This window comes from Acinetobacter sp. ACNIH3, assembly GCF_002918965.1.
Lineage (GTDB): Bacteria > Pseudomonadota > Gammaproteobacteria > Pseudomonadales > Moraxellaceae > Acinetobacter > Acinetobacter schindleri.
The window spans coordinates 44316-68549 of sequence record NZ_PQLP01000005.1; the positions used below are offsets into that span (position 1 = coordinate 44316).

Here is a 24234-nt window from a genome sequence, read left to right on the forward strand (position 1 = left end):
GATCAGTTTTATATGGGACTATGTAGATGCTTAACTAAACCGGCCTTGTCTGATCCAAGACCGCTGACTTTATCGGAAATATCATGACCGAATCTTTTGCAGCCCTCTTTGAAGAAAGCGAATTAAACCTCAACGTTGAAAAGGGTGCAGTCATCCAAGGCGTTGTAGTAAGCATCGACTCTGACTGGGTAACTGTTGACACTGGCCTTAAATCTGAAGGTGTTGTTGACCGTGCTGAGTTCTTAAATGAACAACGCGAACTTGAAGTTCAAGTTGGCGACACTGTAGACGTAGTTGTTGAAGCACTTGACAACGGTATGGGTCAAACTGTTCTTTCTCGCGAAAAAGCTAAACGCGCTGAGACTTGGACTAAACTTGAAAAAATCTTTGAAGACGGCGAAATCGTTACTGGTGTTATCTCTGGTAAAGTTAAAGGCGGTTTCACTGTTGATATCGGTCCAGTACGTGCGTTCCTTCCTGGTTCTTTAGTTGATACTCGTCCTATTCGTGATACGACTCACTTAGAAGGCAAAGAGTTAGAATTCAAAGTAATCAAGCTTGACGCTAAACGTAACAACGTTGTTGTTTCACGTCGTGCTGTTATGGAAGCTGAATCTTCAGCTGACCGTGAAGCGCTTCTTGCTCAGCTTGAAGAAGGTCAAACAGTTACTGGTACGATTAAGAACCTTACTGACTACGGCGCGTTCGTTGACCTTGGCGGTATCGACGGTCTTCTTCACATCACTGACATGGCTTGGAAACGTATCAAGCACCCATCAGAAGTTGTTGAAGTTGGTCAAGAAGTTACTGTTAAAGTACTTAAATTCGACCGCGAACGTAACCGCGTATCTTTAGGCCTTAAACAATTAGGCGAAGATCCATGGTTAGCGATCATGAGCCGTTACCCTAAAGGTTCTATCGTTAAAGCTCGCGTAACTAACCTAACTGACTACGGCTGTTTCGCAGAAATCGCTGAAGGCGTTGAAGGTCTAGTACACGTGTCTGAAATGGACCACACTAACAAAAACATCCACCCATCTAAAGTAGTTCAGATCGGTGACGAAGTTGACGTTATGGTTCTTGAAGTAGACGAAGAGCGTCGTCGTATTTCTCTTGGTATCAAACAAACTCGTGCTAACCCATGGGAAGAGTTTGCTAAGAACCACGACAAAGGCGAGAAAGTATCTGGTACGATCAAGTCTATCACTGACTTCGGTATCTTCATCGGTTTACCAGGCGGTATCGATGGTCTAGTTCACTTGTCTGACATTTCTTGGAACGAACAAGGCGAAGAAGCGATTCGTCGTTACAAGAAAGGTGACACAGTTGAAGCGGTTATCTTGTCTGTAGACGCTGAAGGCAACCGTATCAGCCTTGGTATCAAACAATTGAACAGCGATCCATTCAACGATTTCTTAGCTGCTAACGAACGCGGTGCACTTGTTAAAGGTACTGTAACTGCTGTTGACGCTAAAGGCGCTACAGTTAAGTTAGCTGACGAAGTTGAAGCGACTCTTAAAGCATCTGAAATCAACCGCGACCGCGTTGAAGATGCAACTAAGTTCCTTGAAGTTGGTCAAGAAGTTGAAGCTAAGATCATCAATGTAGATCGTAAATCTCGCTCTATCAACTTGTCTATCAAAGCGAAAGACGAAGCTGAAGAGAAAGAAGCTGTTGCTAACTTGAAAACAGCTGCTGCTGGTCAAGAAAATGGTCCTAAGACTATTGGTGACCTGATCAAGGCGCAAATGAGCAACTAAGTAAGCACAGGAAATGTATTGTTAATGTAAGTTAACTAATATTTTCTGAACGATTACTGTAAACGGTAGCGTAGTATTTAATTATTGCGCTACCGTTTTGTATTTAAACAGGTTATTATCGCCATAGAGAGTCCAAGTAGCTTGATAATTAAAGAGGTCGCAGATGACTACTGAAGCACTTAATAAGTCTGATTTAATAGAGCGTATTTCCCTAAAGAACCCGCATTTAGCTGAGCCTTTAGTTGAAGAAGCTGTGAAGATCATGATCGATCAAATGATCGAAGCATTATCGACAGACAACCGTATTGAGATTCGTGGGTTTGGCAGCTTCGCATTGCATCATCGCGAGCCACGTATTGGTCGAAACCCGAAAACCGGTAAGTCTGTTGAAGTCGCAGCAAAAGCGGTTCCACACTTCAAACCAGGTAAGGCACTACGTGATGCTGTAAACGAATCAGCAAACAAATAATTCAAGGGGCGTGTTATGCGTTACGTACTCGTCGTTTTATTACTCGTTGTATTTGGGTATTCACTGGCACTGGTATTGCAAAATGGAACTGAATTATCTGTAGACCTGTTATTTACTCAGGTTCCTGCAATGCGTTTAGGCCTGTTATTGTTGTTGACACTGTCATTGGGTGTCATTCTTGGCCTATTGCTGGGTGTACAGGTATTTAAAGTTTTCCAAAACAGCTGGGAAATTAAGCGATTGCGTAAAGACATAGACCACCTGCGTAAAGAGCAGCTGAATACAGCGAAACTGATGGCAGCAGAAGCAGCTGCTCATTCACGCCATGAAAAGACAGTTGTTGATATCCATCCTCAGGATCGACCTTCGACACCTTTATAAGGATGTGATGTCATAACTTTGACTATTTAAACTTCTCCTGATTATATTTAAAGCACTCTGAGTCTTGCTCAGGGTGCTTTTTTATGCTTTAAGTTTTATAAACCCATTAAAAATAAAATTAATTAAAAAAAATGTTTTACAAATAAGAGATTTAAATTGAATTAAGAAACAGTTTTCATAATTTATATATTTGTTCATACAGCTGAAATCCGTATAATGCCTTAATTTTGTCAATTTAAAGGGTCTTGTTATGAGTATTATCGTTGCCTTGGATGCAAAAAGCCAATATGACGCATTAACGATTGCCGAGCAATTAGACCCTGAGCTTTGCCGTGTAAAAGTTGGTAAAGAGTTATTTACCCATGAAGGCCCATCAGTCGTCAAAGCACTGCAAGATAAAGGTTTTGAAGTGTTCCTTGATTTGAAATTTCACGATATTCCAAATACTACTGCGCAGGCAGTATGTGCAGCCGCAGACTTGGGTGTATGGATGGTGAATGTACATGCTTCTGGCGGTCGTAAAATGATGGAAACCTGTGTCGAGCGTCTTAAAGCTGGGAATTATAGTACCCAGCTGATCGCGGTAACGGTATTAACTTCAATGGGCCGTGAAGATTTAAAAGATATCGGTCTGGATATTGAACCCTTTGAGCATGTGAAACGTCTTGCTGCTTTGACCAAAGACAGTGGTCTAGATGGTGTGGTGTGTTCTGCGCAAGAAGCAAAAATGCTGCGCGAAACACTTGGTGCAGACTTTGCATTGGTAACGCCGGGGATCCGTCCGGAAGGCTCCAATGCTGATGATCAAAAACGTATCGTAACGCCAAAGCAGGCAATGCTAGATGGTTCGACGCATTTGGTGATTGGTCGTCCAATTACCAAATCTGAAAATATGCGTCAGACTTTAAAAGATATTCTGGCAACCTTGTAATTCTATCAATCCGATAAAAAGCCTTTCAAACGAAAGGCTTTTTTTATACATTGAAAAAACAGTATAAAAATAAAAAAGGAATTTACAATGAAAACGCGAGAACAAAAATTACTGGAACAAAATCATGAATTGGAAAAAATAGCAGATCAGCTTGAACAGCAACGACTCCAGAAACAGTATAACTCTGCGAGTTCATGGAACTGGATGTCGCGTCTTGATGGTGTTGATATTGTAGAGCTGGCTTCAGAGATGGTTGATACAGTAGGAGAGCTATCAGGAGATTAACTTAAGTATTTGAACATGATTCTTCAATATTTTCCCTCACCCTTGTATACTCAAAATATATTTTGAGGCTCTTCATTTTCAAGGGGGGCTTCTTCTATTATTTTAAAAGCTTCGCTTCTCTCCCTTTGGGAGAGATTTAAAGAGAGCTAATGAATTAGATGGCTGCTAAAACACTGACCATCACCGGTGCCAATACCGACAAAATAAAGCCGCTCAACATGGCATGCGGAATAAAATCATTACCACAGGCCTGTTTTACCATCGGTAAGGTGACATCCATAGATGTTGCACCTGCAGCTGCAATTGCAGCACGTGGATAGCGCCAGCCAAGACAATACATCAGTAGAATTGCAAAGATCTCCCGAAACAGATCATTCATCAGTGCAATACTGCCCAATTCAGCATTCCTGAGTTCAGTCACCACAATACCGCTCATCGAGTAGAAGCCATAACCTTGCGATAGCATAATCAGGTCTTGAAGTCTGATATCAGATTGCCATATGCCATAGAGCAGTACACTCAGTAGTGAACCGAGAATACAACCGAGTGGTACCAGCAGAATTTTCCAGTTTAGCCATGAGCGGTCGAGTGGGGAATAGGCAAGATCGACTCCAATCAGGAACATAAACACAAGCAATAAATGCCAGTTACTGATTTGTGCCTGAATATTTAAGCTACCTAAACCCGCATGCAGCAAATAACCTATGCCGAGCGCAATAAAGGCATAACTGATATTGATGAGTGATTTAATTACCAGTTGTGTAGAAACCCGTCCTGAGGAAGGTTGATAACCTGCCCACTTAAACAGCAGATAACAACAGGTAAAGGCACCCAGTGAAGTGATTGCTGCAATACTGAAAGAGGTACTCAGAATTTGATAAGGGTGCTTGAGTTCATCGAGAAGTTGTGAAAACTCAAAAGCAATCGCGATCAGTAGCACATAACTAAAATAGGGTAGAACGGCAAAAGATACTTTAACAACAGTTTGAGGCAACTTTCTGGCACAGAGAAAGCCGATCGCCAGACAAAACAGTAATTGGAAGATAAGCCAAAAAGATTGCATAATCAGGAAAAATAAAAATTTTCCATATTATGCCATCCCTTTAACGAATATATTGTTGCTTTAACTGGCTTTACTCAGTAAATGGTAATCTGATGGATTAGCCCATTTGGTTTTCAGCCAGTATTTCCAAATGTAAGTGGGCCATAAGGCAAAATTTTTGCCGCCATCCTGTTGATACCAGCTCACGCAGCCCGATTGCCAGACAGTATTCTCCATCATGTGTTGTACCTGTGCGTTAAACTGATCATGTACTTCATCTTTGACCAAGATTGTCTCAGTATGCGATCGTTCAACCATCTGGATTAACTGCAGGATATATTCTACTTGTGACTCGATCATAAACAGGACCGAGTTATGCGCCAGCACAGTATTTGGACCAAGCAGCTGGAACAAATTCGGAAAACTCTTGATACAGATACCATAATAGCTTTCCGCACCATCTTTCCAAACCTCATTAAGTTTAATGCCATTTAGACCAGTGCATTCAAAGTTTTTCAGATAAATACACGGATCAGTAATAAAACCTGTGCCATAAATCAGGCAGTCAATCGGCCGTTTTTTACCATCTGCTGTAATAATGCTGTCTTCTGTCAGTTCCCGAATCGTGTCAGTGACCAGTTCGACATTAGGTCGATTAAAGGTGGGGAAATATTTATTGGAAACCAGAATCCGTTTACAACCCATGATGTAATCTGGGATTAACTTTTGGGCAACTTTATTATCTTTGACCTGATAGCGGATATAAGCTTCAGCCAGTTTCTGTGTATATTTCATCACGGTCGGTTTTACGATAGGGACGACACGGGATTCATTCGACCAGTACAGACGAATACGATGTAATTTTCGAAACCAGTCAAAGCGTGCAAAAAGCTTCTTTTCCAAATCATGATACAGCCGCTTATCACGTGGAATCACCCAGGCTGCAGTGCGCTGCATCACATAGAGCTGTTTGCATTGTGGAGCGATTTCTGGAATGTACTGAATGGCACTGCCACCTGTTCCAATCGAAGTGACATTTTTACCAGTGAGGTCATAGCTGTGATCCCATTGAGAGGAGTGGAAGACTTTACCTTTAAATTTTTCGATTCCGCTAATCTTCGGAATTTGCGGGACATGCAAAGGACCGGATGCAAAAATGACATATTGTGCTTCCAGCTGTTCATCTTCATTTAAAGTTAATGCCCAGCGACAACGCTTTTCATCATAATGTGCAGCTTTAACTTCGGTATTTAGACGGGTAAATGCAGGAACATTGAATTCTTTGACCAATTGTTGAATATAGGCAAAGATTTCCGGCGCTTCTGCATATCTTTTTGACCAGTCAGCTTTCGGTGCATAAGATAGAGAATACATGTGAGATTGCACATCACAGGCTGCACCCGGATACTGATTTTCACGCCAAGTACCGCCAAAATCATTGGACTTTTCAAGAATTATAAAGTCTGTAATTCCTTGTTGTTGCAAACGAATGGCCATTGCAATTCCGCCAAAACCTGCACCAATAATAGCAATTTTGGTTGTGTTATTTTTCTTTGTAGTATTCATGCTGTGCAATCCGTGCATATCCAGATTTATTAGAATATTGTAAAGTTCTAAGATCAAACATGATTAATAAGACGACAAAATTGATCAAAACGGCAATAGAGAATTTTTAAAATTTATAGTAAAACAGGAACAATCCTATTAAATTCAAATCGCAATGAAGAGATCGATACTCAGTTTGATGTACTTGATTCAGGGGATGCGCAAGGCAGGCATTGCATTGGAGCATAAGCTGGACAATATCGGGCTGCGTATAGATGACCTTGATCCTACGTCGATCATTCATCCCAGTCTGGAATATGATGTACTCAAAGTTGTAGGTGAGGGAGTTGTACCAGAAAAAGGGATCTTGATCGGACAGCATTATGCACTGGCAGGATATGGCCCGCTGCTCATGCTACTGGTGACTAGCCCTACTGTGAGAGATGCACTAATTCATGGTATCCGTTTTCAGCAGTTAACCCATCTGACTGGGGAAATGAGTTTCAAGCAGGCTGGGCATCGCATTGCACTTTGTTATCGTCCGAGTAATTTGCAGGACCAATTAGGTCAGCTGGTCGCGCAGGCTGAAATCTCTGGGACTTACAAGTTTATTCAGGACCTATACAAGATGATGGGACTTTCGGTGCCTGAAGTAAGGATTGAATTGCCATTTCCAAAGCCGGAAGAGTTAAAACAGTTACAGCTCTACCATGATTATTATGGGCATCAGGTACAGTTCAATGCCGATCAGGCCGCTTTCTGGTTTGATGAAGCGGTGTTAAATGTCAAGATTCCTTCAGCAGATGAGATGACCTTCAAGCTGTATGAAAAGAAGTGTATTGCTGAACTGGAACGATTGCGTGAAGATGAAAAGACACCTTCATTAATCCAACGAGTGCAGGACTATTTGGAGCTGCAAAGTGGAGGAATGCCGACCATGGCAGAAACTGCGCAAGCCTTGAATATTCCGGAACGGACCTTACGGCATCAGCTACAGCAGCTGAATACCAGTTATAAGCAGATCCGTGAAGATATCATTAAGGATAAAGCCTTAAGAATGATTGAATATAAACAATATTCAATTGAAATGATTGCAGAATTGTTAGGATATTCTGAACCGGCGGCATTTAATCACGCATTTAAACGCTGGTTTGGTCAGAGTCCGCGCCAATATGTAAAATAACCTAAGTTTGCTAATGCCAAAGTGTTATGGCTTGAAGTTAAATCTTCGCTATAATTTTTTATGAATCTCAATAGTAATGAACCTTATGTCCGACTTAAATTCACATCAGCACAACGCCTTTAGCCCCTTATCTCCTGCAGAACGTTATGCACAGGCACTGTCTTCGGGGCAGTTCATGCCGGATGATGCACAAGCGATTGCAGTACATGAGCTAGACCGTGTCTGGGTGGAGTTAATTCAACGCTTTAAGGCTTCCAAGAAAGCATTCCGCCGTTTCCGCCGTCAAACCTCACCGAAAGGTGTGTATATGTGGGGTGGTGTAGGTCGTGGTAAAACCTGGCTGATGGATCAGTTCTACGATTCCATTCCATTTCGCCGTAAAATCCGCATGCATTTTCACCACTTTATGCAGCATGTGCATCGTGAGCTGAACAAATTATCTGGTCAACGTAATCCGCTAGATTTGGTGGCAGACCAGATTTATAAAGATGCCGTGGTCATCTGTTTTGATGAATTTTTCGTATCGAATGTAACCGATGCCATGATCCTTAGTGATCTGTTTCAGAAACTGTTTGAGCGCGGCATTACCTTGGTCGCGACCTCGAATATTGCCCCAGATGGCCTATATAAAAATGGCATCCACCGTGACCGTTTTATTCCGACCATTGAGCTGGTAAAAAAGAATTGTGTAATTCTAAATGTCGATGCAGGTGTGGATTATCGTTTGCGTGTACTCAAACAGGCACAGTTATTCAAGTTCCCGTTAACGCATGATAATAAAAACTGGATAGCACAGCGTTTTAGCGCACTAACCCAGACCCAGCAGCATTCTGATGAACCGATCATCATCAATAACCGTATTGTCGAAACTGTGGCACATACCGAAGATGTATTATGGTGTGAATTTGCAGAACTGTGCCTGAAACCGCGTAGTCCGGCTGACTTTATTGAAATCGCCAATATCTATAATACTGTGCTGGTCAGCAATGTGCCGCACCTGACCGACTTCTTGAATGATGGTACACGCCGTTTCATTTACCTGGTAGATGAATTCTATGACCGTGGTGTGAAATTGCTACTCACTTCTGAAGACAATATCGTTGACATCTACCAAGGTGAAAAACTGGCTTTCGAGATTGAACGGACCCGTTCACGTCTGCTGGAAATGCAATCAGATGAATACTTGCATTCGGAGCATCGCCAGATTGAGAAAATTGCCTCCAGCAATGCTGAATAAAGCTTCAAAAAGCGTCGGTTAACCGGCTCTTTTTTTATGCAAAATTACTGGGCAGTTTATCGACAATAAGCACATTTCATGGCTTAATCGGACTTCAAGAATGACAATGTATATGGAAATGCGTGATTTTTGCGCGAAAATCTGAACTTAAGTCTAATTTCTACATTTCAAAAACTTTATACACTGTCATGAAGGTATTTAGCAGGATGATATTGCATCGTGTGAGACATCATTTAATAAGGATATGAGGGTATTCTTATTAGAAAAATGCTCATTATTTTGCGGTGTGATAGTACTATTCAGCTAGATTTTAATCGGTATACTAGAATCTCTTGTATAAAAAGTAGCAATATCAGGAAAGACAATGACTGCACGTATTCAAAAAGGCAAGTTAGCGATTGCTAAAGAACTTTACGATTTTATCGAAAATGAAGCACTACCAGGTTCTGGTTTGGACAGCGAAACATACTGGAAGAACTTTGAACAAGTCGTTGTTGATCTTAGCCCTAAAAACAAAGCACTTTTGGCTAAGCGTGATGATATTCAAGCTAAAATTGATGAATGGCATCGCAATAACACATTTGAATTACAAGCTTACAAAGCTTTCTTGACTGAAATTGGCTACTTGCTACCAGAAGTAGAAGATTTTCAAATTACGACTGAAAACGTAGATGAAGAAATTGCACTATTGGCAGGCCCACAGTTAGTGGTACCTGTACGTAATGCACGTTACTGCTTAAATGCGGCAAACGCACGTTGGGGTTCTTTATACGATGCACTTTACGGTTTTGACGTTATCTCTGAAGAAGATGGCGCAGAAAAAGGAAAAGGCTATAATCCAAAACGTGGCGAAAAAGTTATCGCATTTGCGAAAAACTATCTCGACCAAACTTTCCCATTGGCAAATGGTTCACATGCTGATGCAACCAAATATGCGGTTGAAGGAAATGCGCTTGCTGTGACGCTAAAAGATGGCTCTACAACAACTGTTGCAGATGCATCTAAATTTGTCGGTTATAACGGCGAAGCTGCTGCACCAACAGAAGTTGTACTTAAAAACAATGGTCTACATGCAATCATCCAAATTGATGCAGCAAGCGCAATTGGTCAAACTGATGCAGCTGGCGTAAAAGACGTAGTTCTTGAAGCTGCTGTAACGACAATCCAAGACTTGGAAGACTCAGTTGCAGCCGTTGATGCAGAAGAAAAAGTAGAAGGCTACCGTAACTGGTTAGGCTTGATGCGCGGTACGCTTGAAGAGTCAATTGAAAAGAACGGTAAGACAGTTACCCGTAAACTGAATGCTGACCGTACCTTCAAAAATCTTGAAGGTGGTGAGACTAAAGTTCACGGCCGTTCATTGATGTTACTTCGTAACGTAGGTCACTTGATGACTAACCCGGCGATCTTGGTAGATGGCGAAGAAATCTATGAAGGCATCATGGATGCATTGGTTACTCCGCTTCTTACGATTGCTGACATTCGTGGTGAAAACACGATCAAGAACTCACGTAAAGGTTCGATGTACATCGTGAAGCCAAAAATGCATGGTCCTGAAGAAGTGGCATTTGCAGTAGAACTGTTCGAGCGTGCTGAACAAGCGCTCGGCTTACCTGCAAAAACCCTGAAAATCGGTATCATGGATGAAGAACGCCGTACTTCTGTTAACCTGAAAAACTGTATTGCTCAGGCCAAAGACCGCACGATCTTCATTAATACCGGTTTCATGGACCGTACTGGTGACGAAATCCATACCTTCATGGAAGCTGGTCCATTCGTTCGTAAAGGCGAAATCAAAGGCCAAAAATGGTTCCCGGCTTATGAAAACCGTAACGTAATGATCGGTTTGCAAACAGGTTTACGTGGTAAAGCACAGATTGGTAAAGGTATGTGGCCGAAACCGGATATGCTATTAGACATGTACAAAACCAAGACTGAGCATCCAGAAGCAGGCGCAAGCTGTGCATGGGTACCGTCTCCAACAGGCGCAGTGATTCACGCGATTCACTACCATCAAATTAATGTGGCAAACCGTCAGCAAGAATTACTTGCAACTGAAGCATTGCCTCTTGATGACTTGTTAACACCACCATTGGCGGCCAACACCAACTGGACAGAAGAAGAGAAACTGAAAGAACTGGAAAATAACTGTCAGGGTATCCTGGGTTATGTGGTTCGTTGGGTTGATCTGGGTGTGGGTTGTTCAAAAGTGCCTGATATCAACGATGTAGGTTTGATGGAAGACCGTGCAACTTTACGTATCTCTTCTCAACACGTTGCAAACTGGTTGCGTCACGGTATCGTAACTCGTGAACAGGTTGAAGAAGTGATGCAGCGTATGGCAAAAATTGTGGATGAGCAAAATGCCAATGATCCATTCTACACGCCAATGGCAGCTGACTTTGATAACAATATTGCATTCCAGGCTGCTTCTGACCTGATTTTCAAGGGTGGTGAGCAACCTGCAGGTTATACAGAGCCTTTACTTCATGCAGCGCGTTTAAAATTGAAAGGTTATACAGGTGACTAATCCTGTCTGATCTAAAAAAGCCTCTTCGGAGGCTTTTTTGTTGGCTATCTAAAATGAATCAGTTATTAAAAATAGAAAACATATAAATTTGTCGATAAAAGCGTAACAATTCGTCGCTCAGCTCTAATCTATAAAATTGTTCTGATAAAGTAGAGAAAAATTCACAAGTTGTAGGGATGGAAATGACAGCCTATCAAAATCTAGATCAACAATTTATTGGCGGGCAATGGCAGCAAGGGGGCTCGATCCACACCATTCAAAATTTTAATCCCTATACTCAACAGGAAATTTTTACCTTGCAGGCAGCAAGTACTGAAGATGTAGATAGTGCTTATCAGGCAGCGCTTGCAGCGTTTGAGCAAGGTGCCTTAACTTCGGTTCAGGTGCGTAAAGGGCTGATCCAAAATCTGGCCAATATCATTCAGCGACGCCGTGAAGAGATTGTAGACTGGTTGATTCAGGAATCTGGCAGTACGCGCTTTAAGGCAAATCTTGAAGTAGATGCATCGCTGGGAATCATTCAGGAAAGTGCCAAATTCCCGGATCTTATCCAGCCAGAAGAGCTGGAAAGTCGAGATCCTGCACGTAAAAGTATTGTGATACGTAAACCGCTCGGTGTGATTGCGGTGATCAGCCCCTGTAATTTCCCTTTTCATTTATCCATGCGTTCAGTTATTACCGCAATCGCTTGCGGAAATACGGTTGTGATCAAGCCGGCCAGCGATACGCCAGTCACGGGTGGAACACTGCTTGGAAAATTATTTGAAGAAGCGGGTACACCACATGGCGTCTTTAATGTGGTAGTCGGTGCTGGTAAAGAAATCGGTGATTATTTTGTCGAACATCCTATTCCAAAAATGATTTCATTTACCGGTTCAACTGAAGTTGGGCAGGGTGTGGGAAGTAAATCACTGTCAAGTTCGCGTATGAAACGTCTTGCACTGGAATTGGGTGGTAATGCACCACTAGTAATTCTGGATGATGCGGATCTGGATCTGGCAGTAGAACTCACCGTGATGGGACGCTTTATGCATCAAGGACAGATCTGTATGAGCACCAATCGGGTCATTGTTGATCAGAGCCTGCATGATGCTTATGTAGATAAACTGATAGAGCGCGTGAAAACCATCCCTGTTGGTGATCCAAATTTGCCAGAAACCATCATTGGACCAATTATTAATCAGAGCCAAGTTGAAAAGCATCGCAAGATTATCGAACATGCCAAACAACTAGATGCACAGTTGGTCTATGAAGGCGGTATAGAAGGAAATGTAGTGGCACCGCATATCTTTACTCATGTCGATCCTTACTTTGAAATCGCTCAGGAAGAAAGTTTTGGTCCGATTCTACCGATCCTAAGAGCAGATGATGAAGAACATGCACTGAATTTGGCAAATAACTCTCGCTTTGGGCTTTCCAGCGCAGTCTGTACCTCAAATATTGAACGCGGTGAACGTTTTGCTGCTCAAATAGATGCGGGTATGACGCACATTAATGGAATTACGGTTGCAGACCAACCGAATGCACCATTTGGTGGGGAGAAAAACTCAGGTCTGGGGCGTTTTAATGGACGTTGGATCTTTGAGGAATTTACCCGTACACATTGGATGACCTTGCCAAAACAATAGTCCTGTTAGCAAAAACACACAGGTCTGTGATCACTGAAGTATTATAATATTTCGGTGATTTTTTGTTTTTAAAGACTTTATGTGCGCTAATTTTAAACCGCTCACCTTGCAGCAACTGCATGACCTTAATCTTCCTGAAATTCCGTTTGAATATCCAGAAGAAGTCTATCCAAATTACCAGCTGCCTTTGTTATTCAAGTCAGAATTTGGTTTGGAATGGCGCTCAGTGAATTTTGGTTTGATTCCAAAATGGGCTGAGGATAAAACCATCGGAACTCGCACCTATAATGCTCGTAACGAAACCTTGCTGCAGAAGCCTAGTTTTGCCGAGGCAACAGCGAAATGTAAATTTGGCGTAATCCCGGTAACAGAGTTTTATGAGTCTAAATATTTTGATAATAAGCCACAGCGCTGGGGTGTAAGACGTAAGGATGGGAAAGCATTTTATATTGCTGCCCTATATGAAATTGCACGTGTGCAGGATGAAATCGTACGTTCAAGCACTATGATTACCATGGACGCAATTGATCATCCTATGATGAAGGATTTCCATGAACCGGGAAATATCAAGCGTTCTGTTATTGTGATTCCACATCAGCGTATGGATGAATGGCTAAATCTGAAATCATCGAATATACAGTCTTTTGTTGAGGGATTTCCCGTAGAAGAGTTTGAGTGTTCACATGTACCCAAGGAGGTGATCAAAAAAATTAGTCCCCAAATGAATTTTTTTGAATGATTCCTGAAGAAGCAGAAAGATAAAGCTAGCCTATGAATTCATCTTTCTGCTTAAGTCACGCTAGTGCCTGATCAGTTTTTTATAGTTTTTAGATCAGCGCGCAAGGTTTTTGAAGATGTGACGTAAACTTTCCATGGTTTTTTCGATTTGAAGTGGTGTTAGGCCTTCAAATGACTGTTCCAGAACAATGTTAGTCAGGTCATTAATCTTATGGAACATCTCATGTCCTTTTTCTGTAAGAACCACACGCGTAATACGTGCATCGTCTTCACAAGAATAAGTATTAACCAGGCCTTCGTCTTTAAGACGATAGACGATTTTCGTGGTGGTCGACATTTTAGAAACCACCATCTCGGAAAGATCAGACACGCTCGCATGTGGTTTCGCTTTTAAGGCAAGCAGAATACGGCGACGTGAATTGTCAACGCCATATTTCTTGAGCGCGTGGTCAACATTTAAAACATATTGTGCGTGGACTTGAGTAACCCAATAGTAGGGAAAATTTTCTAAAGTAAATTCTTCTGTTGAAGGTAAAAACTTCGCATACTTTTTAGTCATGGTAGATTCCTTGTATTTATTTTTGTAAGGCAGTTACATTCTATGAAAATGTTTATATAAGTTTCAACCATTATTTTTAAAAAATGCGACAAAATGTGAATCAATGTTTTTAATAATGCTAATAATTGACACAAATTATCGGCTGGTCGAGAAAGACCTAAGTTTACCTATTTTTAACTCATCTGTTACCTATTTACTTCTGCCATACATCGGGAAATTTGTTATGAATTTTGATCCAATTATAAATAAAATTATATGAAAGAAAGATTTAGTAGTAAGATTTAAACTTGAAGGTGTATTTAACCCGATGAATGTCACTTTAATTTTTAAAATAAAATAAGGAAAGCGTGGGGAAGATCAGTGATTGGAGGATAGTGGCGTCTTTATTAAGTCATTCTTCATTCCGATATGAAGAAATTCGTTACTAAAACTATTTATGAAAATATCTCTAAGCGTTATCTCTATTTAGGGATATATCTGAGAAAAGCTGGTACTGATATTGATGATGAGAGGGTGATTGTTTACGAAAACTGATGAGTGACTTGGAAAGCAACGCTTTTTTCGCATATCAGCTAAACTAATACGACGACAGGGGTTAAGTGAAGCACTGAAGAACAATCCTGGCTATTAATCATTAACCAGTTTGTATAGACTTCTATATAAACAAGTATTTACGGAATTAATATAAAAAGACCATTACAAATTAAAAGCTTTGTGCATAATAAGAGAGTCTTAAGTCAAAAAGGTTACTTTTATGGATCCGTCGCCGTGCGCAGGTCTACTTTATATTTCGATTTCAGCTAACTATCTCGGAGATATGAACTAATGGAGTTTTTATTAGATCCGGGGATATGGGTTGGTTTGATTACGCTTATTATTCTAGAAATCGTATTAGGTATTGATAACCTAGTCTTTATTGCAATTCTTGCAGAAAAATTACCCCCAGAACAGCGTGATAAAGCCCGTGTCATTGGTTTATCTTTAGCGTTACTTATGCGTTTAGGATTGTTATTTGCAATCTCTTGGTTGGTTACTTTAACCGAACCGTTAATTACCATATTTGAAAAAACCTTCTCAGGACGTGACCTCATCCTTTTGGGAGGCGGTTTATTCCTTGTCTATAAGGCAGTAGGAGAACTACATGAGAAGATGGAAGGTAAACCCGAAGTCAAAGTCACGACAAATGTAGTTTATGCAAGCTTTACCGCAGTTGTAGTGCAAATTATTATTTTAGATGCAGTTTTTTCTTTAGACTCAGTCATTACCGCAATTGGTATGGTCGACAACATCTATGTGATGATGGTGGCAATGGTTGTCGCAATGATGGTGATGTTGCTTGCATCTAAGCCTTTAACTGCCTTTGTCAATCGTCATCCAACCGTCGTGATTTTGTGTTTAAGTTTCTTACTCTTAATTGGTATCAGCTTGATTGCAGAAGGTTTTGGCTTCCATATTCCAAAAGGCTATATCTATTCAGGTATTGGTGTTGCTATTGCTATTGAGGCATTTAACCAGTTTGGTCAGCGCAATGTTGCAAAACATGAAGCAAAAATTCCATTACGTCATCGTACTGCCGACTCAATTTTAAAATTGATGGGTGGCCGAGTAGAAACCAGCAGTCCAGATATGAATGCTGAAGCACAAGAAACCTTTGCAGATGAAGAGCGCTATATGATCGGTGGCGTGCTCACTTTAGCGGAACGCTCTGTAGCATCTATTATGACACCGCGGGGCCATATTTCTTGGGTAAATCTTGATGATAGCCCAGAGCAGATTCGTGAAAAAATCTTGTCGGTGCCGCATAGTCTGTTTCCAGTCTGTCGTGGCAGTCTGGATAAGGTGATCAGTGTTGTTCGTGCCAAGGAATTGCTGGATGTACTGGAAGAACCAGAAGCGTTAAAAGCATTGATTAAGCGTCATCGTCCTATCTTTATCTTTGAAAATATGAAGGTTATTGATGCAATTAATACCTTGCGGACTTCTAAAGGTTCTTTGGTTCTGGTGAGTGATGAGTTTGGTCATGTACAGGGTCTGATTTCACCACTAGATGTATTTGAAGCGATTGCAGGGGAATTCCCGGATGCAGACGAACAGTTGGATTTAGTTCGTGTGGATGATACGCATTGGATTGCTTCAGGCATGCTGGATTTGTATCAGCTGGAACTAGAGCTAGGTATGCTGGATCTAATTGAAGAAGATGCTGGTTATATCAGTGTTGCAGGTCTGATTCTGGATAAAACCAATGGTCATGTAGAAGTTGGTACAACACTGGAGCATCAACAGGTTACTTTCCAAGTGACTGAAATGGAAAACAATCGTATTAAGTCGGTGAATATCCATTACCAAGGTTAAGTTTGATGTTCTGACTTAAACTGGTTTATCTAGGAAAAGCCAGCAAGTAGTTACTTGCTGGCTTTTTTATGCCTAAATACTGTGATACAGACAGTAGAATAATTTTAAGCTTGGAAATTAGTCAGTCAGCTAAAAACTATAAAAATTGCTTATTTTCTTCAAAAAATTGAGGTTAAAAATACATAATCAAATAAAAGCTTGATACAGGTCTCATAATTTATATATAATAACTATTAAATTCAATAACTTAAATCTATAGTGAACTATTTGGTAACTGATAAGTCTGATATTGTGTATAAGAACTTAAAAATCCTATGCTAATCTGCCAAATCAGAAGATTTACTAATCACACGCTTTTAGCTCGGAATCAGTAGAAAAGTATCATGAATTAACTGATCTGCCTGCCGCTTCAATGGATGACATACATGAAAATCAGAGAAACCATCATTGATTTTGCAACTTTGCCAGCCCAGCAGAAACATGATTTTTTTCAGCAGATGCTGGAATTTGATCAACTCATTTTTCCCTTTGCGTCTGTTGAACAGCTATATCAATATGTACATGATCCAGAAGCAGTCTCTGTACCAGTCATACAGTATTTCGTCGGAGAGCAGCTGATTGGCCAGAATATTATGCCAATTCTCAAATTGCAGCTGCAGGACAAACCTGTTTTTGTGGTGACTTCACGTGCCGGAGTACTGGAACAGTATCGTCGTAGTAATCTAACTTTAAAGACTGCCATTCGTGTGGCTTTGCGCTATCGTTTACGTTATCCGGCCATTCCACTTTGGTTTGTCACCACCTTGATGCAACCGAAGGTCTATACCTTGTTTGCCTCACGTAGTCGTTATTTCTATCCAAGAAAAGGTTACACCATGCCGACTGCTCATCAATCCGTACTTGAGCTGATGCACAGATACAAGTCTCAGGTAGATAAACGTGGACAGGGTATTTATGTTGCACCGGCACTGATGCCTAAAGTCACGCCAGATCAGTTGATTCGACTGCGCAAACGCAGTGATGTTCATTACCAGTTCTTTATGCAGCACGTGCCAGACTATTTTGATGGGAAAGGATTGATGTGTGTTTGCCGCTTAGATTTCAAAACAATTTCTGAAACAATTATGAATCTGGCTTTCGGGAAATCTGTGCACTAGACACAGCTTTCCTTAATGATAATAAATCAAAGCAGCTCAAAATCAGCATATTGTTGAATAATTTCAGGATTCAACAGATGAATCTGATCGATAAAGGCAACATTAAAGCTGCCCAGTGTAGAGGTAATTTCAGCAGCCCTTTTACCGGCAATCGCGAAATGCAGATGTGCAGTAGTTGCCGCAATTACCGGGTTAGCCACAGCACTATAAGCTGCAATCAATGCACCCAAGGCACAACCTGTTGCAGTCACACGTGGCTGTAATTCTGAGCCGCCCATCACCTTAATCACAGGATAATCCTGGGAGATGATGTAATCTGATTCTCCGGAAATGGCGATGCACTGGCATTGTGCCAGTAATGATTTAGCTTGTTGATAGACTTCTGAGCTGTCTAATGTCGTACCTACACCTTTGCCTGTAACCTGTTTGCCTGCCAGAGTACCGATCTCGGAGGCATTGCCACGTACAATAGTTGGCTGAAATGCCATTAATTGGTCAGTCACTTCTGAGCGCCAGTGCAGAATTGAACCATAACCAACGGGATCCAGCACCCAGGGTTTTTTAATCGCATTCGCAGTCTGTGCAGCAATCAGCATGGCCTGAACTTGTTCAGATGTTGGTGTTCCTAGATTCAAACTGACGGCTGCTGCAATTCGGGCAAAATTTTCAGCTTCAAAAGGATTGTCAATCATGGCAGGTGCAGCATTCGCAGCCAGTAGAACATTCGCTACATAATTACTGGCAACAGCATTGGTCATGATATGCACTAAGGGTTGCTGTTGTTGTAATGCTGTCCAGGCATCACAAACACCTTTTAGAATGTCATGGTGCAGTTGAGAAAGATTGGTATTCATATTGATATTCACAGTGCGTCTGGCTGAATCCATCAGCGGGTAAAATAATGGTCTTGATGTTTGCAGTTGCGGCAGCAGAGACTGACATAGTCCGTGGCATCATAATCCACGGTCAGTTCCTCGGAACCACAATGCATACAGCGTTTATTGGAATAGAATTTTAAACGAGGCTCAATCTGCTGCCATGAACGCCAGATTGGCTGGAAGAAAATATTTTCATTATAGCCAAGAAAATGAAAGAACAGAATTGCACTCATTTTGCTTAAAGGCAATTGTGGTGGGCGCGGCAGGGTAGAGGTTTCCCATTTTTCGTTGATGGCACGTTCACGGTACTGCTGCAGGGTTTTTTTCAGCAAATTAGTATTGATGAAATTTTCATTGCGGGCTTGCAAGGCTTTTTGTTTGTATAAGTATTCCAGCGCCGTTTGTACTAGATAATAAATCTGGCCGACTGCCAATACATCGAGCATGCGGTAGCAGAAAGTCTGAAAACTTTTATTACCCGCAATCTGAATGCCCCAGCTACGACAATAAAACTGAGCAAATTGAATCACTTCCTGATACAGCAGAAAATATAGGTTTTCTTTAACTTCATCTGCACTTTTAAAAGGCACGCCTTTGCTTAAGTTCTCAAAGAACCAATGGCGTAATTGCTGGGTAATGCTGAACAGGCTCGGCTCTGAATAACCATCCAGACGCACATTAATATAATAGTGCTGCTGATCGGCATTAAAGTCTTTCAGACTCAGAATATTTTCCTTGCTGAGGCGTTTAACCAAAGCATTTTGCATCAGATAATTTGGACTGATGTTGTGATATTTGATCTGATCCCAGTCTATATATTCAGCGTGCTGGCTGTGCTCATGTACATGATCATCCAGAATCGCCAGCAGAAATAATTTGTTTAAAAAGCTGAGCTGACCTAATTCATATTGATGTACATCTTTCTTACTTTGATGCTGGCGATTTTCCTGGAGACGTGTTTCCTTCATTTGACGTCTACGATTGGCCAGACATTTTTCACAGAAGCAATTATGTTTTTGGTCAGGATAAAGCTGATGATGACAGTGACTGCATTCGTGATAATTCAGTTCCTGATCAAATTGTTCTGCCTCGACCCAGTACATTGCTGCCTGACACAAGGGACATGCGGTACTTTCATCAAGCTGTTTCTGCAAAACATTAAGCGTCATATCAACTAGCAATCGTAAAATGAAGAAGGAAAATCATTATACACAGTGCAGCTTGGGCAAGTGTGGTTCAGGCTAAAGTTTTCATCATGAGCTGATAATCAGGAATGCAAGAAGACTACTTAAGTGGCCTTCTTGCATTGTTGAAAATGGTCTTTAGACTGGGCAAGGCAGGGTTTCGTCCTCTTCACCCAGATGTTTCGCATTAATTAAAGCTTGGACTTTTTTAGGCTGAACCTTTTTGGAACCAAGTGCATTATAGCTGTTCAGAATAGCACCCACTTCATAGGCTTGCATCTTGATTCCCTCACAGCTCATAAACAGTGCAATTACTTTATGGTCAATATTGGCTTGATCGAGTGCTTGCAGGGTCTTGATGTTTTCAACACGTACGATATGTTCTTTAAGATACATAGTTCACCTCATTTTTTATTGTAGATATAGTTGTGTAATCTGCACGTTTAAATAAAAGCAAGAAGTATGCACAAAACTGTTTTTATGTATTGAACTTTTGAAATACAGAATAAATTGAATGTAGGATATTGATTTATTTAATATTAAAAATATTTAAAATCATTATTGAAATGACTGGTTCCTGGCTTGGAGATACTTAATTCCATATTAATGTGCTTTTCAATGCAGCCTTGTGCATGAAAATGTACATAGGCTTAAATACATGCACGCAACTGATTGGCTAGCTTGCGATTCAGTGCTTCCTTTCTTGCCAGATTTAGCTGTATTCCAAACGAGATTGGCATATTCAGTTGTGGGCTGGTATACACGGCAAAAAGAATTTTATTGTCTTTATTTACAGCAAACGTATATTCACCTGTTTGTTTTTCTCTGAGCATTTCAAAGTAATTATAATGTATGAGAGAGGGTGGGTTCCCCACACCCATCGCAGAGTCGTAGGACAGGTTAATCTGCTTTAAATGTGGAAAATACATCACATCCTGAATCTGGTCAGGTTCAGAATTGGCGACACTGATCATTAGAATTGTATTGGTTTGTGTGGAAGCCAGACATTGATAGGGCATTTTCCCTGAATAGTTTGCAGCCTGAACAGAAGCGATATGGAAAACAGAAAAGCCGGCAAGCATTAGAATTTTTTTCATATTTATTTTAGTAATATCTTAAGACGGCATATTTTTGTTTATTGTTTAAATATAAGTCAATTACTTTCAGTAATTTAAATACCTGAATTGAAATAACTCCAGTTTAGTCCCATATATAAAAACACAATGAAATGCACAGACAGGCAGAATAAGTTGTCGTATGATCAATATGATTAACATTTTTTGCTTTACATAAGCGGTGTAAAAAGATCAGGACATTAATATGAATATTGCGGCTAATCCAGCGATCGAAGCAGATCAAACCATTTATTTAAAAGACTATCAAAAACCTTCTTACATCGTTGACTCGGTCGAGCTCAATATTCAGGTTTATACAGATCATACGCTGGTCAGCGCTACACTGGTAATGCAGCGTCAGACTGAAGGTGAGCTGGTTTTACTCGGTCGTGATCTGGAATTACAATCAATTCATGTTAATGGTAAGCCACTTTCTGAAAGTGAGTACAAGCTTGATACTGAACAGTTAGTGATTGGCAATGCACCGGATCAGGCTACGATTGAAACTGTTGTTCGTATTCATCCTGAATCCAATACCCAATTAGAAGGCCTGTATCAAGCCAGTTCGGATCTGTTTGTGACTCAGAATGAACCAGAAGGCTTCCGTAAAATTACCTTCTATCCGGACCGTCCGGATGTCCTGTCTGTTTTTACTACACGTGTTGAAGCAGACAAGAAATTCCCGGTACTTCTTGCCAATGGTAACCTGATTGAAACGGGTGAAGCGGGGGAAGGCCGTCACTATGCAATCTGGCAAGATCCAACCAAAAAACCAAGTTACCTGTTTGCTTGTGTGATCGGTGATCTGGCGGTGATGAAAGATCGCTATACCACTTCTGAAGGCCGTGATGTAGCACTTGAAATTTATGCTGAAGAGAAAGACATTCCAAAGTGTAAAATTGCCATGGAAGCCTTAAAGCACTCTATGCGTTGGGATGAAGAACACTATGGCCGTCCTTATGATCTTGATAATTATATGATTGTTGCCACCAGCGCGTTTAATATGGGCGCAATGGAAAACAAAGGTCTGAATATCTTTAATACTTCATGTGTACTGGCAGATGAAGAATTTACCACTGATGCTGCAATCATGCGGGTACAGTCAGTAATTGCACATGAATATTTTCATAACTGGACCGGTAACCGTATTACCTGCCGTGACTGGTTCCAGTTATGTTTAAAAGAAGGTTTGACTGTCTTCCGTGACCAGTCTTTCTCTGAAGATCTGCAGTCTGCAGCCGTACAGCGTATTGACGATGTTGCAGTGCTTAAGGCGCATCAGTTCCCTGAAGATTCAGGTCCATTGTCGCATCCACCACGTCCAGACCATTTTGTCGAAATTAATAACTTCTATACTGCGACGGTGTATGAAAAAGGCGCGGAAATTAACCGTATGATGGCGACCTTGCTCGGTAAAGCTAAATTCCGTATGGGTACAGATGAATATTTCCGCCGACATGATGGTGAGGCAGTGACGGTGGAAGACTGGGTTGCAGCATTAAGCGCAGGTTCTGGTGTTGATCTGTCCAGCTTCCTGATCTGGTATAACCAGCCAGGTACCCCAAAGCTGGAAGTGCATGGTGAATATGATGCAGAAGCACAGACCTATTGCCTGAACTTTAAACAAAGCCTGAAAGCACATCCGAAATATCCAAATCTGCAAGCTGTCCCGATTCCGGTGGCATTGGCCCTGTTTGATGCAGAGAGTGGTGAACAGCTGACCTTGAATTCAGCAGCACTGTTTGAAAATGGTGTCAAAGATGGGGTATACCTGTTTGATCAGGAGCAGGCACGTATCGAATTTACTGGGGTAAAAGCAAAACCAGTGGTGTCATTACTTCGTAACTTCTCGGCACCAGTCAATCTGGAATTTAACTATTCGGATAAAGAGCTGGCCTTCTTGCTGCAGTATGAAACCAATGGTTTTAATCGCTGGCAGGCGACCCAGACTTTACTTGAGCGTATTCTCCTGAATGATCAGCCTGCGGACATTTATGTGCAGGCGATGTTGAATACCTTGCCGGAGGTGATTGAACAGGATCCGTTATTGGCATCTCGTCTGTTTGATGTGCCAACTGAGGGTTATCTTGGCAGCCGGATTGATGTGGACTATCGTCCAAGCAAGATTCAGGAAAAACGTAACGCCTTACTGAATAAATTGGCACGTGCTTTTGCTGATACTGCCAAAGAAATTTACCTGTCACTTGATCCAGATCTGCAATCTGATTTCTCTCAGGCAATGGGTACCCGTGCATTAAGAAATATCATGCTCACCATGATCGCACGCCAAGGGGATGACTCTGCTTTTGATTTGGCTTATGAGCAATATCATACCGGGAACATGTCTGAACGTCTGGGAGCGCTTAAAGTCCTGGTCTGGAATGATGCCCCACAAGCTCAAGAAGTTCTAGCAGACTTCTATAGCCGCTTTGAAGATGAAGCCTTATCTTTAGATCAATGGTTTATGGTTCAGGCGGCGCATCCTCAAGCAACTGCTGAAACGATTGCTTATCTGACACAGCATCCTGATTATGATCTGGCTGTGCCGAACCGTATTCGTGCTGTAAGTGGGGGTTTGAATGCAAATCCGGTCAATACCTGGGGTTTTGGTGTACAGCACTATATTACTTTGGCGAAATATCTGGATGAGAAAAACCCGATTGTCGGTTCACGTCTGCTTCAAGTTCTCTCTCGTTGGTATACTCTGGCTGAACCGCAACGTAGTGAAGTGAAAGCTCAGCTTGAAGCTCTGAAGCCCTTGGTAAAATCTAAAAATGTTTGTGAAACCTTGAACAGTATGCTCAGTGTTTAATTAACCCATGTTGAAAAAGCCGGGTTTAATATCCGGCTTTTTTATTTAGAACATCAGTAATATTTATTCAATATGTTATTAAAGAAAGTATGTATTAAATTTTGCTTTACTATAGCAACACATATCGAAGTATGTGTGACGCCAATTTCAGGCGCTCACAATGTAAAGATCAAGATGATCTGATAATTGGGCAAATTGAAATGTTATTTAAAATTGAGGATGGATTTTATTTAAATACTCAACACATTATTGCTGTGCGAGTCATCAAGGACAGTACGCGTGGAGTATTCGAACTTCATCTGGAATACACGCCAAATTCGGTACAGAAATCTGGTGAATATATCAAAGTGTTCAGCTCCCAGTTGGAAGCGGAAATGTTCCTCAACCAATTGAACCAGAAAATTCGCTAGTTTCTAGAAAATCAAAAAGCCTGTCATTAAGACAGGCT

Annotated in this window: 21 protein-coding genes; 14 read left to right on the plus strand and 7 right to left on the minus strand. The window is 41.2% G+C overall.

Features of this window, described 5'->3' with window-relative positions; all coding sequences use genetic code 11:
* Window positions 1-83 precede the first annotated feature (83 nt).
* From rpsA to C3420_RS04180, 5 genes are all read left to right on the plus strand, one after another.
* Complete coding sequence (gene rpsA, locus C3420_RS04160; protein ID WP_004815604.1) at window positions 84-1760, plus strand: 30S ribosomal protein S1; 1677 nt, start codon at window positions 84-86, stop codon at window positions 1758-1760.
* Between the two features lie 163 nt (window positions 1761-1923).
* On the plus strand, window positions 1924-2229 hold the full coding sequence (locus tag C3420_RS04165) for an integration host factor subunit beta (RefSeq protein WP_004815605.1): 306 nt from the start codon (window positions 1924-1926) through the stop codon (window positions 2227-2229).
* Window positions 2230-2244: 15 nt separating this feature from the next.
* Window positions 2245-2610, plus strand: coding sequence for a lipopolysaccharide assembly protein LapA domain-containing protein (locus tag C3420_RS04170; RefSeq protein ID WP_004815608.1), 366 nt, complete (start codon window positions 2245-2247; stop codon window positions 2608-2610).
* A 250-nt stretch (window positions 2611-2860) separates the two neighbouring features.
* Window positions 2861-3541 (plus strand): orotidine-5'-phosphate decarboxylase, encoded by a 681-nt coding sequence (gene pyrF / locus C3420_RS04175; RefSeq protein WP_076753735.1) that lies wholly within the window; start codon window positions 2861-2863, stop codon window positions 3539-3541.
* A gap of 87 nt (window positions 3542-3628) precedes the next feature.
* Window positions 3629-3826 (plus strand): hypothetical protein, encoded by a 198-nt coding sequence (locus C3420_RS04180; protein WP_004815611.1) that lies wholly within the window; start codon window positions 3629-3631, stop codon window positions 3824-3826.
* A gap of 154 nt (window positions 3827-3980) precedes the next feature.
* On the opposite strand, the gene C3420_RS04185 is transcribed toward C3420_RS04180, so the two are convergent.
* Entirely contained in the window at window positions 3981-4889 is a 909-nt protein-coding gene (locus C3420_RS04185; protein WP_103799733.1) for a lysine exporter LysO family protein, read from the minus strand.
* 60 nt (window positions 4890-4949) lie between these two features.
* A complete protein-coding gene (locus C3420_RS04190) occupies window positions 4950-6434 on the minus strand; it encodes a flavin-containing monooxygenase (RefSeq protein WP_103799732.1) in 1485 nt (494 codons plus the stop codon).
* 154 nt (window positions 6435-6588) lie between these two features.
* On the opposite strand from C3420_RS04190, the gene C3420_RS04195 reads away from it, so the two are divergent.
* The 5 genes from C3420_RS04195 to C3420_RS04215 all read left to right on the plus strand — a co-directional run bounded on the left by C3420_RS04195 (window position 6589) and on the right by C3420_RS04215 (window position 13730).
* Entirely contained in the window at window positions 6589-7596 is a 1008-nt protein-coding gene (locus tag C3420_RS04195) for a helix-turn-helix domain-containing protein (RefSeq protein ID WP_103799731.1), read from the plus strand.
* 85 nt (window positions 7597-7681) lie between these two features.
* Window positions 7682-8833, plus strand: a complete 1152-nt coding sequence (gene zapE / locus C3420_RS04200) for a cell division protein ZapE (protein ID WP_103799730.1) — start codon at window positions 7682-7684, stop codon at window positions 8831-8833.
* 364 nt (window positions 8834-9197) lie between these two features.
* Window positions 9198-11363, plus strand: coding sequence for a malate synthase G (locus C3420_RS04205; RefSeq protein WP_103799729.1), 2166 nt, complete (start codon window positions 9198-9200; stop codon window positions 11361-11363).
* Window positions 11364-11545: 182 nt separating this feature from the next.
* On the plus strand, window positions 11546-12991 hold the full coding sequence (locus C3420_RS04210; protein WP_103799728.1) for an aldehyde dehydrogenase family protein: 1446 nt from the start codon (window positions 11546-11548) through the stop codon (window positions 12989-12991).
* Between the two features lie 79 nt (window positions 12992-13070).
* Window positions 13071-13730, plus strand: coding sequence for an SOS response-associated peptidase (locus tag C3420_RS04215; protein WP_076753728.1), 660 nt, complete (start codon window positions 13071-13073; stop codon window positions 13728-13730).
* Window positions 13731-13823: 93 nt separating this feature from the next.
* Here C3420_RS04215 and C3420_RS04220 read toward each other — a convergent pair whose 3' ends face one another.
* Window positions 13824-14288 (minus strand): MarR family winged helix-turn-helix transcriptional regulator, encoded by a 465-nt coding sequence (locus C3420_RS04220; protein ID WP_004815629.1) that lies wholly within the window; start codon window positions 14286-14288, stop codon window positions 13824-13826.
* 825 nt (window positions 14289-15113) lie between these two features.
* Here C3420_RS04220 and C3420_RS04225 point away from each other — a divergent pair.
* Together C3420_RS04225 and C3420_RS04230 are read left to right on the plus strand one after the other, a co-directional pair.
* Complete coding sequence (locus C3420_RS04225) at window positions 15114-16640, plus strand: TerC family protein (RefSeq protein WP_048881294.1); 1527 nt, start codon at window positions 15114-15116, stop codon at window positions 16638-16640.
* Window positions 16641-17065: 425 nt separating this feature from the next.
* A complete protein-coding gene (locus C3420_RS04230) occupies window positions 17066-17797 on the plus strand; it encodes a hypothetical protein (protein WP_004815635.1) in 732 nt (243 codons plus the stop codon).
* A 26-nt stretch (window positions 17798-17823) separates the two neighbouring features.
* On the opposite strand, the gene thiM is transcribed toward C3420_RS04230, so the two are convergent.
* From thiM to C3420_RS04250, 4 genes are all read right to left on the minus strand, one after another.
* A complete protein-coding gene (thiM, locus tag C3420_RS04235) occupies window positions 17824-18651 on the minus strand; it encodes a hydroxyethylthiazole kinase (protein WP_103799760.1) in 828 nt (275 codons plus the stop codon).
* 32 nt (window positions 18652-18683) lie between these two features.
* Window positions 18684-19844 carry a hypothetical protein gene (locus tag C3420_RS04240; RefSeq protein WP_103799727.1) on the minus strand — a complete coding sequence of 387 codons (1161 nt, stop codon included), beginning with the start codon at window positions 19842-19844 and terminating at the stop codon, window positions 18684-18686.
* A gap of 153 nt (window positions 19845-19997) precedes the next feature.
* Window positions 19998-20255, minus strand: coding sequence for a hypothetical protein (locus C3420_RS04245; protein WP_004815641.1), 258 nt, complete (start codon window positions 20253-20255; stop codon window positions 19998-20000).
* Between the two features lie 254 nt (window positions 20256-20509).
* Window positions 20510-20956 (minus strand): hypothetical protein, encoded by a 447-nt coding sequence (locus C3420_RS04250; protein ID WP_103799726.1) that lies wholly within the window; start codon window positions 20954-20956, stop codon window positions 20510-20512.
* A gap of 223 nt (window positions 20957-21179) precedes the next feature.
* On the opposite strand from C3420_RS04250, the gene pepN reads away from it, so the two are divergent.
* Window positions 21180-23786 (plus strand): aminopeptidase N, encoded by a 2607-nt coding sequence (gene pepN / locus C3420_RS04255; protein ID WP_103799725.1) that lies wholly within the window; start codon window positions 21180-21182, stop codon window positions 23784-23786.
* A 200-nt stretch (window positions 23787-23986) separates the two neighbouring features.
* A complete protein-coding gene (locus tag C3420_RS04260) occupies window positions 23987-24196 on the plus strand; it encodes a hypothetical protein (protein WP_026056698.1) in 210 nt (69 codons plus the stop codon).
* The last annotated feature ends 38 nt before the right edge of the window (window positions 24197-24234 follow it).

Excerpts from the sequence above, each read along its gene's own strand:
- C3420_RS04260 (WP_026056698.1), top strand. The coding sequence starts at position 23,987 with ATGTTATTTAAAATTGAGGATGGATTTTATTTAAATACTCAACACATT.
- C3420_RS04205 (WP_103799729.1), top strand. The coding sequence starts at position 9,198 with ATGACTGCACGTATTCAAAAAGGCAAGTTAGCGATTGCTAAAGAACTT.
- C3420_RS04250 (WP_103799726.1), bottom strand. The coding sequence starts at position 20,956 with ATGAAAAAAATTCTAATGCTTGCCGGCTTTTCTGTTTTCCATATCGCT.
- C3420_RS04220 (WP_004815629.1), bottom strand. The coding sequence starts at position 14,288 with ATGACTAAAAAGTATGCGAAGTTTTTACCTTCAACAGAAGAATTTACT.
- pepN (WP_103799725.1), top strand. The coding sequence starts at position 21,180 with ATGAATATTGCGGCTAATCCAGCGATCGAAGCAGATCAAACCATTTAT.
- C3420_RS04195 (WP_103799731.1), top strand. The coding sequence starts at position 6,589 with ATGAAGAGATCGATACTCAGTTTGATGTACTTGATTCAGGGGATGCGC.
- C3420_RS04170 (WP_004815608.1), top strand. The coding sequence starts at position 2,245 with ATGCGTTACGTACTCGTCGTTTTATTACTCGTTGTATTTGGGTATTCA.
- C3420_RS04185 (WP_103799733.1), bottom strand. The coding sequence starts at position 4,889 with ATGCAATCTTTTTGGCTTATCTTCCAATTACTGTTTTGTCTGGCGATC.
- C3420_RS04225 (WP_048881294.1), top strand. The coding sequence starts at position 15,114 with ATGGAGTTTTTATTAGATCCGGGGATATGGGTTGGTTTGATTACGCTT.
- rpsA (WP_004815604.1), top strand. The coding sequence starts at position 84 with ATGACCGAATCTTTTGCAGCCCTCTTTGAAGAAAGCGAATTAAACCTC.
- C3420_RS04180 (WP_004815611.1), top strand. The coding sequence starts at position 3,629 with ATGAAAACGCGAGAACAAAAATTACTGGAACAAAATCATGAATTGGAA.
- C3420_RS04215 (WP_076753728.1), top strand. The coding sequence starts at position 13,071 with ATGTGCGCTAATTTTAAACCGCTCACCTTGCAGCAACTGCATGACCTT.
- C3420_RS04190 (WP_103799732.1), bottom strand. The coding sequence starts at position 6,434 with ATGAATACTACAAAGAAAAATAACACAACCAAAATTGCTATTATTGGT.
- C3420_RS04210 (WP_103799728.1), top strand. The coding sequence starts at position 11,546 with ATGACAGCCTATCAAAATCTAGATCAACAATTTATTGGCGGGCAATGG.
- zapE (WP_103799730.1), top strand. The coding sequence starts at position 7,682 with ATGTCCGACTTAAATTCACATCAGCACAACGCCTTTAGCCCCTTATCT.
- C3420_RS04245 (WP_004815641.1), bottom strand. The coding sequence starts at position 20,255 with ATGTATCTTAAAGAACATATCGTACGTGTTGAAAACATCAAGACCCTG.
- pyrF (WP_076753735.1), top strand. The coding sequence starts at position 2,861 with ATGAGTATTATCGTTGCCTTGGATGCAAAAAGCCAATATGACGCATTA.
- thiM (WP_103799760.1), bottom strand. The coding sequence starts at position 18,651 with ATGAATACCAATCTTTCTCAACTGCACCATGACATTCTAAAAGGTGTT.
- C3420_RS04230 (WP_004815635.1), top strand. The coding sequence starts at position 17,066 with ATGAAAATCAGAGAAACCATCATTGATTTTGCAACTTTGCCAGCCCAG.
- C3420_RS04165 (WP_004815605.1), top strand. The coding sequence starts at position 1,924 with ATGACTACTGAAGCACTTAATAAGTCTGATTTAATAGAGCGTATTTCC.
- C3420_RS04240 (WP_103799727.1), bottom strand. The coding sequence starts at position 19,844 with ATGACGCTTAATGTTTTGCAGAAACAGCTTGATGAAAGTACCGCATGT.